This is a genomic window from Pedobacter sp. MC2016-05 (assembly GCF_026239735.1).
Taxonomy (GTDB): Bacteria; Bacteroidota; Bacteroidia; order Sphingobacteriales; family Sphingobacteriaceae; genus Pedobacter.
The window spans coordinates 69,417-81,440 of the sequence record NZ_JAPIVT010000024.1 but is presented as its reverse complement, the minus strand read 5'-3'; the positions used below and the strand labels follow the sequence as shown (position 1 = coordinate 81,440).

The window sequence follows — 12,024 nt, the reverse complement described above, 5'->3', positions numbered from 1 at the left end:
TAAATCATTAGAGCCCCATCAGATCGGAAGTTCTTTGCATATGTCAAAATAGAGAAATAATTTACTTAAAAAAAGGGGGTAAATTTGATTTTTTGAATGGACAATTTATAAATAAGCGAACATAGCACTTTTGCTTTAGCGATTGATAGCTAGTGTTCCTGAACATTTCCGAACACACGAGGGATTTTTAAGCTCTCAGTACCTTATTAGATGTATGATTTTATGACGTAAGTATGTCAATATCTTTAAATGTCTCTTTTTACCAGTAGCAGAAAGTTCGTATTTTATTAGTTTCGTTCAATGGCGCTTCTGGCAATTTATCCCCTCATTTATGCGGATATGTCCCTCCTATCTGATATAAAATACCACTTACTTTATCCTAACCAGATATAACAGAATCAACATGCCACAGACCCCTATTACGGATGATAGTTAAAAATAATCTGATGCTTGTTATCCAGGACTAGTATAACAGGTGATTCAACTTTTCAATCCATTATTTACCGGAATCTATTCCCTTAAAGTAGATCCTAACCAAATAAATATGACTAATTATTACTTAAAATTTAGAGAGAAGCGGGAGTTTAAAATCCTGTTTAATTTGTTTCTATGTTTTGTGTTGCTCACTTCCTTTCCAGGTATTGGCCTCGCTCAAAACAAAACACTCACCGGAACTATAAAAGATGCCAAGAACGGCGAATTACTACCGGGTGTAGTTGTTAAAGTTCAAAACGGAACTGCGGGAACCAGTACCGATGCGCAGGGAAAATTTCAAATACAGGTGCGCAGTACAGATGTGATCGTAATTTCTTTTGTTGGTTATGTAACCAAAACAGTTCCGGTCCCAGCTACAAACAGCTTAGAAGTTAGCATTAGCGAAGACACCCAAAGCTTAAACGATGTGGTAGTAATTGGCTACGGTACGATGAAAAAGAAAGATCTAACGGGGGCAATCACGCAAATTAGGCCTGATAAAATTGCCGACCAAAACCCAAATACTACACAGGATATTCTTCGTGGTACGCCAGGTGTCACTGTAGGTTTTGATGCATCTGCCAAAGGCGGAGGTTCTATTCAAATTAGAGGGCAAAGATCTGTTTATACCGCTGGTGGGCATAACGATCCATTGTTGGTTTTAGATGGCGCATTATTCTATGGTGAACTTTCTGAAATTAACCCCGATGACATTGAAGCCATTGACGTTTTAAAAGATGCTTCGGCTGCTGCGGTTTACGGGGCTAAATCAGCTAACGGTGTATTAATCATTACCACGAAAAAAGGTAAAACTGGTAAACCAAGAATAACATTTTCTACCAACTTCGCTTTGGCAACTATGGGCGCCAACCGCGATGTTTTTGATGGTGATGGTTACATGAAATACCGTGAAGATTGGTATACCTCCCCAACTTATGGCGTAAACCCAACTACAGGAAATTATGAAGCTTATCAATCTACTTTTAGAACACAGCCTGGATATTATGATAATCCAACTCAAGAAAACCTAAGCAGATATGGCATTAACCTGGCTCAATGGAAAGCATATACTGCTAATGGAAATGGATCCGCATCAGACAATGAGATATGGGCCAAACGACTATTGTTGCAAGGCACCGCTTTAAATAATTTTCTTGGCGGACAAACATTCGATTGGTACGACCATAGTTTCAGAACTGGGAAAAACCAGGACTACAACCTAAGTGTTTCAGGCGCCAGCGAAAAAATGAACTATTACCTTTCTATGGGTTACCTGCAAAATGAGGGTGTGGTTGTTGGCAATAATTATAGAGCTATCCGCTCCAACTTAAAAGTTGAAGGTAAGATTACAGATTGGCTGGAAATTGGTGCCAACGTCAACTTTCAAAACCGTACTGATGGAGATTTAGCAGTTGATTGGGGAAGACAAATCATCAATAATGCCCCTTATGCCAGTTATCAAGATGCCAACGGAAATCTTTTGGTACATCCTATGGGTGATAATATGGTTAACAATTATGGATATAATTATGATTTTGATCGGGATTTTAGGGATTTAGATAAAGGTTATACCGTGTTCAATACCATTTTAACAGCCAAGGTTAAGCTTCCATTTAATATCAATTACTCCTTCAATGGCTCACCTCGCTATCAATTTTTTCACGATCGCTACTGGGAATCTGCCAGCCATCCCGATTGGAGAACAACGAATGGTTTAGTAAATCGTGAGCAAACTCAACGTTACGATTGGTCGTTAAATAACACCTTAAGCTGGGAACATACTTTCGGTCAAAAACATCGTTTTAGCGTAACACTGGTTCAGGAAGCTGAAAAAAAACAATCGTGGCTGGATAGAATCGAAGCAAGAAATATCCTTCCTAGTGATGCTTTGGGATTTCATGAAACATTTTATGGAGATAAGAATAGAAGTAGCTACGATTCTAACGACGTAAAAGAAACCGCTGATGGCTTACTTGGACGTCTATTTTATTCTTACGATGACCGATACATGCTCACCACTTCAATCAGAAGAGATGGGTATTCTGCATTTGGAACTTCAAACCCAAGAGCAAATTTCTTTTCTACAGCATTCGCCTGGACGTTCACCAACGAAAAGTTTTTTAACTGGAAACCCTTAAATAACGGGAAATTAAGACTTTCGTGGGGTCAAAACGGAAACCGTCAGCTTGACGACCCCTACCTTGCTTTGGCAAATTTAGGTGCTGGCGTTGGTGCTACGACCGGATATTTAGATAATAACGGGAACTTAATTCAATACCGCTATTTAACCGTTGGCCGCTTGGCTAACCCTGATCTACATTGGGAAAAAACAGAATCTTTTAACGTTGGTTTAGACCTGGGCTTCTTTGAAGACAGGTTAACAGCTTCGATGGATTACTATATTACCCCTACAGTGGATATGATTATGAACCGAAGTTTGCCTGGTTTTACAGGTTTTGGAAGCATTACCACCAACCTGGGTAAGGTAGAGAACAGAGGTTTTGAGATCAGTCTTAACTCCTTAAACATTAAAAACAGCAATTTTAGCTGGAGCACTACTCTTGGTTTTTCTAAATATAAAAACACCATTAAACACTTATATTACGTTTACGACAATATCCTCGATGCCCAAGGTAACGTAACCGGCACAAAAGAACGTGATGATATTGGTAATGGTTGGTTCATCGGGCAGCCGATCAGCGCAATCTGGAACTACCGCGTTACCGGAATCTGGCAAGCAAACGAAGCAACCGAGGCCGCACGTTACAACCAACGCCCCGGTGATCCAAAAGTGGCCAATAATTTCACCGGCGATGATATTGTAAACGCCAATGGCACCACCACTCCGGTGTACAATGATAATGACAAAGAATTTTTGGGTCAAACGGCGCCACCAATTATGTGGTCAATGCGTAACGATTTTACTTATAAAAATTTTAACTTCTCCTTTAATATGTATTCGTATTGGGGACATAAAAGCTTAAGTGGTGCTTATTTAAATCAAGATAACGGAAGCTCTCTGGTGACCAACCTGGCCAATGCTTATCAGAAAGAATACTGGACTTTAGAAAATCCTTCAACAGAGTTTGCCCGTTTAGATGCAAAGGGGCCAAGCGGTGTCAATTCACCTGGTCGACTTTTCGACAGATCTTTCATCAGGTTGGAAAATGTTACCCTGGGTTACACTGTTCCTCAAAAATGGGCATCGCAACTGGCGCTGGAGAAAGTTAAACTTTACGCTACTGTAAGGAACGTAGCTGTATGGGCTAAAGATAAAGACTGGGATTACTGGGATATTGAAACTTTTAGCGCAAGTGAAGCAAATAGAGGCATCGCGCCAAGAATTTACACATTCGGATTAAACGTTACTTTTTAGATGAAACCGATGAAAAAGAATATATTACAATCAAAAATAGCTCGCAACATTACTAAATTGTCTTTGTTGCTTACGATAGGCGTGACGGTTTTTCCAGCATGTAAACGCTCTTATTTGGACCCTGATCCACTTTCTCTGTACGAGCCAGGAAAAACATTTTCTACCAAAAGTGGTCTGGATGCGGCAATGGCCATTTGCGACAGGCATTTAAGATCATACTGGACCTACTTTGAATACACTGATTTAAGTCTCCCGATTAGCACTGAATATATGTTCTCTGATGTGGCCGTAGCGGCGAAGACTGATGATGGAAATATTTTTGCCGATATCGCAACCAGGTTAACGCCAACAGACTTACCCGAACGAGTTCCATATTTCTGGAATGAGAGTTACAACGGAATCAAATATGCCAATACCATCCTTAGTTTTATAGGAAATGTGGAGGGTTTGGATGAAAACACTAAAAATCAGTATCGTGGAAGAGCGCTTTTTCATCGCTCATTCCGATATCTGGCATTATGTTTCGAATTCAAGGATGTTCCGCTGGTAACAAAGATTCTTCAAATTCCAAAAATAAACTATCGTTCTACAAAAAGAGAAGCGATTTTGCAAATGATTACTGCAGATATGGAGCAGGCGGTCGCATGGGTTCCAGATCAGGCACAAACAAATTTAATTGGTTTAGTTAATAAAGGTGCATGCCGCCAGTTGCTAATTAAATGTTACCTGGCTACCGGTCAATATGATAAAGCGATTCAACAGGCAGATATTTTAATAAACAGCTCTGGTTATTCATTGATGACAAATACCTTCGGAAACTTTGTTAGTCCATATTCGGCTACATGGCCAGTAACCAGAAATGTGGTTTGGGATTTACACCGACCAGAAAACAAAGCCATTAATGCTAACAAAGAAAACATTTTGGTGATGCTTAATCGTAATGCTACCGATATGGGTATTAAAATGAATACCATGAGAAACTGGTTGCCGTTAATGGATGGTACGGGAGTTACCTCGCCAGATGGCAGGCAAGCACTTCGATATTTTGCTACATCGAACGCTAACTACCGGGCGCAATATGATTATACACATGCACATGGAAGAGGGATTGGTCATATCAGACCAACATATTATGCTCAAAAAGCGGTTTGGTATGTAAACGGTGTAAATGATGCGGGAGATTTGAGGCACAATACTGCTGTAGGCAATTGGGTTTCGCCAGAATCATTAAAATATAATGACCCTACTAACGCGACATGGTTTGGTCAGAATGTGCGTTTGCGTAGTACAACAGGGACCTTATTATCAAACGATACGATCAGAACCTACTTCGAATGGCCACATTATAAATACTATGTTGAAGATCCGCTGGAAACACAAAATGCAAATGAGGCCAACCACAGGGGTGGTGCAGGCGATTGGTATTGCTATCGCCTGGCAGAAACGTACCTTTTGCGGGCCGAAGCTAAATTTTATGCTGGTGACATTGCCGGTGCAACTGCTGATGTAAATACTATTCGCCGACGTGCTCAATGTACGCAATTGTATACCACTGTGAATATTGGAGACATCATGGATGAACGTGCCCGCGAACTCAACATGGAAGAATGGAGGTTTACCGAAATGAGCAGGGTTTCATATTGTTTGGCCATGAGCGGAAAACCGGATGAACGCGGAACTACCTATACTGTGGCAAACCTGGCACAAAACAGTTACTGGTTTCAAAGAATTGAACGCTACAGTGATTTCTACAACAAAGGAAAAGTTACGGTAAGAAGTCGCTCATACACGATGGCACCAAAAAACATTAACTGGCCAATTCCACAGAGTGCAATAAACTCAAACGGAGGGGCAAGATTAAGCCAAAATCCAGGCTACAGCGGTTACAATGTAGGCATAGAGCTGTGGCAGACCTGGCAGGACGCCGTTGCAGACGAAGACAAAAACTAGCAATTAGGTAGGAAGGTAGCCATTAGCTGGCTACCTATCCCCCTTCACCACCGTACGTGCCGTTCGGCATACGGCGGTTTGCTAGAATAATTTCATTTGGTGTTTCGTTTTCCAATAGTAGTATTTTTCAAAGCCGACATACTTCATTTTGGAGAAGTAAGCATTGTTCAAACTTATCATCAGTATCTTGCTATTAGCTGTTCTGCAATATGATTTTCTACTTTGAGGCCATTGATAGGATTGGCTTTTGGATATCCCCAGCTTTATTAGGTTACGCATCCGGTTTGACGCATTCTTCCATTCTTTCCAGAGGATAACCCTGAGTCTTCTACGAACCATCCTATCCAGCTCTCCAAACACCCTCTTGCCAGTAGCGATAGAGAAATAGTTAACCCATCCCCTAATTACTTCGTCCAATTTTCTCAGCCGATTACTTAGTGAGACAGAGTGTTTGCGTTGGGTATAGAACCGTATCTTTTCTTTAACTTTCTTAACAGAACCTGAAGACAAACGTAACTGCCATCCTTTTCTCTTATAAAAGGAAAAGCCCAACAAAGAACTATCCGTTGGTTTGCTGACCTTACTCTTCTCCCTGTTAACCTTAAGTTTTAAGGACTTCTCAAGATAGCTAGAAATGTTCGACATCACACGTTCAGCAGACTTCTTGCTTCGCAAATAAATACTGCAATCATCAGCATATCGCACAAAACTGTGGCCACGCTCTTCGAGCTTAACATCAAGTTCATCCAGGATAACATTTGACAATAATGGACTCAATGGACTGCCTTGTGGCGTTCCTTCTCTTCTTGGGCTTACCAATCCATTCTCCATGATTCCCACACTCAGATAAAGACGAATAAGCTTCAATGTACGCTTATCTTTTATCTTTACTGACAGCAGATGCATAAGTTTGTCATGGTTTACCCGGTCAAAAAATTTGTCCAGATCAAGTTCCACAATCCAGGTGTAACCTGTGTTAAGATATTCCTGAGCTTTTAGCACTGCCTGATGGGCATTGCGCTTTGGCCGAAAACCATAACTTTTAGCAGAAAAGTCACCCTCATACTTGGGGATCAGCCATTGAGCGATAGACTGTTGGATTAGGCGATCAATGACCGTTGGGATGCAAAGCATCCTCATTCCTCCTCCGCTTTTGGGTATTTCTACCTTTCGAACAGCATTTGGCCGAAAATTACCTGTTAAAATATTTGACCGTAATGTCTGCCAGTTAGCATTCAGGTAGTCGCGAAGTTCATCGGTCTGCATACCATCAATACCTCCAGCACCCTTATTGGCAGTAACCCGCCTAAAGGCTTTTTGTACATTTCGGATGTCTAATATTTCTTCAAGCATAATACTAAAAAAAAACTCCTTCCCAGGCATTGTGCACATTGGTTGCACGGCTCGGCTCGGCTCCTCTTATAATTTAATCTCGGATTCCGTCCTACCCTCATATAAGCAGTTCTCTTAAGTGTTTCAGCTGTAGACGCTTTGCCATAAACTTTCTGTTTCCTTTGCCATCCTAACATTTGGCCCTTCCTGTAATTTACCTGCAGCAATATGGCCGCTGCTGACTTCTGGTTAGACCAGCTGCTCATTATTATTCTGAGCAGTGTTTCCTCTACGGCATTCGCGCATGCCCTCGACGGATTTTAACCAGATCTCCCGGGGTAAGGCTATCTACTTCCTATGGATCCAGCTCCTGTATTTACGTCATAGTTTCCATGCAGTATTGGGCTTTTGTTTGTTTTGCAACATCACCCAGACTGATGCCGCCTTATATACAGTTTCTGTTCGTGAGCCCCCATATTTGCCGCCGACTTCCTTTAGATTCGCAGTCGCCCACGACACCCTTGTCTTAAGCTACACTTCCTACTGCAAAGCGTGTTCGGGACTTGAACCCTATAGCAGATAGCCATGCCCGGCGCACAAAAAAGGGCGAATCCAATTAGATTCGCCCTTTTTACTTAGTTAGATTTAAAAATTCCGGATTACCCTATGCTTTGATGAAAGGTTGGTTCTATACTTTTTAATATAATCCGATGGCCGCATTCCGAAAACCTTGTTAAACTGCTCCCTAAAATATTTTATATCGTTAAAACCACAATGAATGGCAGTTTGATTGATATTATAATCAGAATTAATTAACAGTTGGGCAGCTTTTCTTAACCTGATATATCTGATAAATTCGTTCGTTGTTTTCCCAGAGATGGCCTTAACTTTCTTATAAAGTAGAGATGGAGAAGTTGCAAGCTCATCCGCTAGGGTTTTCACACTAAAACCAGGGTTATCTAAATGTTTTTCTGTAATGGAAATACATCGTTCTAAAAACTCCTTATATTCAGTGGAGATCTTAAAATCATCCGCTTTAAGGGTGATTTCATTCAAAAAATATTGTTGAAGCGCATTTCTACTTTTTAATAAGTTTACTACACGGGCAATCAAAATGTCCTGATCAAAAGGCTTGGTAATAAAATCATCAGCCCCCTGTTCAATTCCTTTAAGTTTAATTTCTGATGATGAACTGGATGTTAATATGATTACTGGAATATGGCTTAGTTCAGGGTTTGATTTAATGTTTGTACATAAATCCAGGCCATTCCCCCCATTCATTACCACATCGGTAATTACAATATCGGGCACATATTTTTTCACTAGAGTAAAGCCTTCGGTTCCATTTTCCGCCTCATAAACCAAATAGTCATTCGTAAAAATCTTTTTCACATAATTTCTGATATCGGCACTGTCTTCCACAATCAGGATCGCTTTCTTTTCGGTAGTGGGATCAAATGTACCAGCCTTCGCTGGTAAATGATCCTCATTTGGTTGATCATTTTCTGTTAACGTTAAACTGTAACTATTAAAAGTTGTATTGTTAGTAACAGGCGGTGGAGCAATTTCTACAATTTCTTCGGGTGTAAAATGTGAAGATCCCAACAACAAGCTAAATATTAATTCGGTTCCTTCGCCAGGCGTACTTTGGTAAGTAACTGTTCCGTGATGGGCATCTATTAATTTTTTAACTAAAAAAAGTCCAATGCCAAAACCACTGCTGGCATGTTGTTTTGAGTCTTGATAAAATCTTTCAAAAATTTTTGCCCCCGCTTCTTTTGAAATACCTGTACCCGTATCAATCACTTTTACAACTACATAATCATGTTCCAAAAGGGCTGATAAAGTGATACTGCCGCCATTTGGTGTAAATTTAAAAGCGTTAGCAAGGAGGTTAAACAACACAATTTCCAATTTCTCCCGATCTCCAAAAATATAAACCTCCTCTTCAGCGGCAATAAATGAATAGGCTATTCGTTTAGATTTTGCTTGTTGGCTAAAAGAAGTAAAAATTTCTCTGCTAAAAGCAACAATATCAAACTGCGACACTTTAATATTTTGAGTTTCCGATTTCCTGAAAGACAATAGTTGATCAACCAATGATAAAAGTCTTCGGGCATTTCTGTAAACTATAATCAGTTCTTTAGGGTCTACATAACTATCTTTACTATTTAAAAATTCCTTTATAGGGTTAATAATGAGCGTTAAAGGAGTTCTAAACTCATGTGAAATATTGGTAAAGAAAGTAAGTTTATTTTCACTAAGCTCCTTTTCCTGCTCTACCCTTAAGTTAGCAAGCTCCACCTGATACCGCAAAAATGACTGATGCTTTTGATAACGTAAAAATAAATATCCTGTAACAACAGCAAGAATTACATAAAATGAAAACGCCCACCATGAGCGGTACCAGGGCGGTAAAATGGTAACAAGAATTACTTTTTCTGTGGGGGACCAGGCGCCGTCAGCATTGGTCGATTTGATTCTCAAACGATAATCTCCATCTGCCAGTTTAGTGTAGGTTGCTGTTCTCAATTTGCCTGCAGTACTCCATCCTCTATCCCAACCTTCCATAAAATAAGCGTAAGATATTTTCCCTGGAACACTGTATTCAAGCGCCGCAAAATCAACAGCCAACCCTTCGTTGTAGGGAATTTCGAGCTTTTCTATCTCACCATCTCTCATTCCGGCTACTATAGCATTCCCTGGTGAAACCGCCGTATTGTTAATCCGGATGGCTGTGATAACGATTGGAGCAGCTGTGGCAGTAACTTTGTTACTATCGGGATGAAAAATACTAAAGCCCCGCAAGCCTCCAAACACCAATTCTCCAGATCGCAATTTTAAGGAGGAATTATCAAGAAACTGATTACTCTGAAGTCCGTCGTCCTGATAAAAATTCGAAAATGTTTGCTTTTTGATGTCGAATTTGGAAAGCCCGCTAAAGGTGCTTAACCACAAACTGCCCTCGGTTTCTACGATGCCGATCACAGAATTATTGGAAAGCCCATCCGAGGTAGAAAATCGTTTCACTATTTTTTTCTTTTTCCGGTCGAAGAGCAAGAGCCCGCCCCCTTCAGAACCAATCCAGAAATTGCCAAAGCGATCTTCAAAAATCACCCGAACCGGTTTGCCAATATCATAATATTCATGTTTCTTTTTGGTACTATCAATTTTAATAAGCGCTGATGCGTTGCCACCCCAAAGATTATAGTTGCGATCTTCTTTAAGTGATAGCAGATTTTCGTTTAGATTTCGATCAAAGACTTCAAAACGATCTTTATTCCTATTTAAAAAATACAGTGTTCCGTGAGAAAAAGTTGTAGCCCAAAACACTTTATTATGCCCCTCTAACAATTGCCAAACATTTTCATTTTCCTTTCCTGTAAACTGGTTGATGCATTTATAGTGTTTAAAATAACGAGTATCCCCAATAGCTTTATTAATACCGCCACCATAAGTAGCCACCCAAATATTTCCCAGGTAATCTTCTTTAATAGCACTAATTGCGTTGCTACTTAACGATGAAGGATTTTGTGGAACAGACTTGAGATTGCCGAAGGTATTTTGAGTACGATTCCATATGCTGATACCGCCTGCATCTGTTCCAATCCAAAGCTTTCCATTTCTCTCTTCGTAAAAAGCAGAAACAAAATTGCTCACTAAGCTTGTTTTTAGCTGTGGATTGCTAGAAATTGTTTTAAATTTCGCGCTCTTCGAGTCCAAAATAATTACGCCTTCTTTCGAGGTACCGATCCATTTTCTACCGACCTCGTCTTCATAAATTGTTAGAATGAGTTGATTTTGAATAGCGCCACTTAAAGGCCATATATATTTACCTCCAGTTACCTGTGTTTTAACTTTCAAACCATCAGCATTTGTTCCTAGCCACAGCTGTTTCTGTTTATCAAGATGCATGGTCGAAATGAGTTCTGCATTCGATGGAATAACGAAGTTTTCACCTAAAGCCTGCTGCTGATGTGACAGAATATTTAAACGAATAATGCCTTTGCTGGAACTGATTAACAAATTTTCGTTGTCTTCAACTTCCATGCACTGGGTAATTACCGAAAGTGTTTCTAAAACTTCTACCTGTTTAGCTTTTTGTTTGTAAACGCATAATCCAACACCCTCTATTAGTAAGTAAATTGTTTTATTTCCGGCAATTTTAATATCAAGAACATTATAATTTGCAGTGCTCATCCCATCTTTTAATTTGAGCATAATTTGTATCCCTTCGTTTTGAGCGGCAGGTTTTACAATTAACCCTAGTCCGTTCGTAGCCACAATCATTTCACCACTACCAGTTGCTATGATTTCATTGATCTGAGAAGTTATTGCCAATCTGGCTCGATCGGAATGTCTTTTAAAATAAGCAGCAGTGAAATGATTATTCAATGGATTGTAAATTCCAATTCCCTGTCCAGTGCCAATCCATAAGTTATGCGCCCTGTCTTCGCTAATGCTATAAATGTAATTATGTGGGAGAGATTTTTTATCTCCTAAAATATTCCTGAAAATTTTGAACTCGTAACCATCATACCTATTTAAACCATCGTGGGTACCAAACCACATAAAGCCTTTTGAATCTTTAAAAATTGCCCTTACCGCATTATTAGACAGTCCCTTCTCGATGCCTAAGGTAGAGAACGGTAGATTTTCTGTGCCATAAAGCCGTATGCCGATCAAGAAAAACAAAACAATCAAAAAGTACCTTTTCAGCTTAAGATGCATATCATTTGGTTAGTGATTTGGGATAGAAATTGCCTTTTTTCAAAAGGATGAAAAGGTCAAGCAAAAACCAAAAATAACTATCTTTTGTTATTATAAGGAAGTTTTTTTTTATGGATTTCTGCTCAAAATATAGTCATGACAAGTACCTGTAGCATGCGCAT

The 12,024-nt window shown here is 39.8% G+C and carries 4 protein-coding genes; 2 read left to right on the top strand and 2 right to left on the bottom strand.

Annotated elements, in window-relative coordinates; all coding sequences use genetic code 11:
- Positions 1-544 precede the first annotated feature (544 nt).
- Both OQZ33_RS21765 and OQZ33_RS21760 read left to right on the top strand, forming a co-directional pair.
- On the top strand, positions 545-3,850 hold the full coding sequence (locus OQZ33_RS21765) for a SusC/RagA family TonB-linked outer membrane protein (RefSeq protein WP_265801580.1): 3,306 nt from the start codon (positions 545-547) through the stop codon (positions 3,848-3,850).
- A 9-nt stretch (positions 3,851-3,859) separates the two neighbouring features.
- Entirely contained in the window at positions 3,860-5,800 is a 1,941-nt protein-coding gene (locus OQZ33_RS21760) for a RagB/SusD family nutrient uptake outer membrane protein (RefSeq protein WP_265801579.1), read from the top strand.
- 81 nt (positions 5,801-5,881) lie between these two features.
- On the opposite strand, the gene ltrA is transcribed toward OQZ33_RS21760, so the two are convergent.
- Positions 5,882-7,153: a group II intron reverse transcriptase/maturase gene (gene ltrA, locus OQZ33_RS21755; protein ID WP_265801578.1), complete on the bottom strand. Its 1,272-nt coding sequence runs from the start codon at positions 7,151-7,153 to the stop codon at positions 5,882-5,884.
- Between the two features lie 624 nt (positions 7,154-7,777).
- A complete protein-coding gene (locus OQZ33_RS21750) occupies positions 7,778-11,863 on the bottom strand; it encodes a hybrid sensor histidine kinase/response regulator transcription factor (RefSeq protein WP_265801577.1) in 4,086 nt (1,361 codons plus the stop codon).
- Positions 11,864-12,024 lie beyond the last annotated feature (161 nt).

Bases quoted from the DNA above. Each gene is read 5' to 3' on its own strand.
- OQZ33_RS21765 (WP_265801580.1), top strand. From the start codon at position 545: ATGACTAATTATTACTTAAAATTTAGAGAGAAGCGGGAGTTTAAAATC.
- OQZ33_RS21760 (WP_265801579.1), top strand. From the start codon at position 3,860: ATGAAAAAGAATATATTACAATCAAAAATAGCTCGCAACATTACTAAA.
- ltrA (WP_265801578.1), bottom strand. From the start codon at position 7,153: ATGCTTGAAGAAATATTAGACATCCGAAATGTACAAAAAGCCTTTAGG.
- OQZ33_RS21750 (WP_265801577.1), bottom strand. From the start codon at position 11,863: ATGCATCTTAAGCTGAAAAGGTACTTTTTGATTGTTTTGTTTTTCTTG.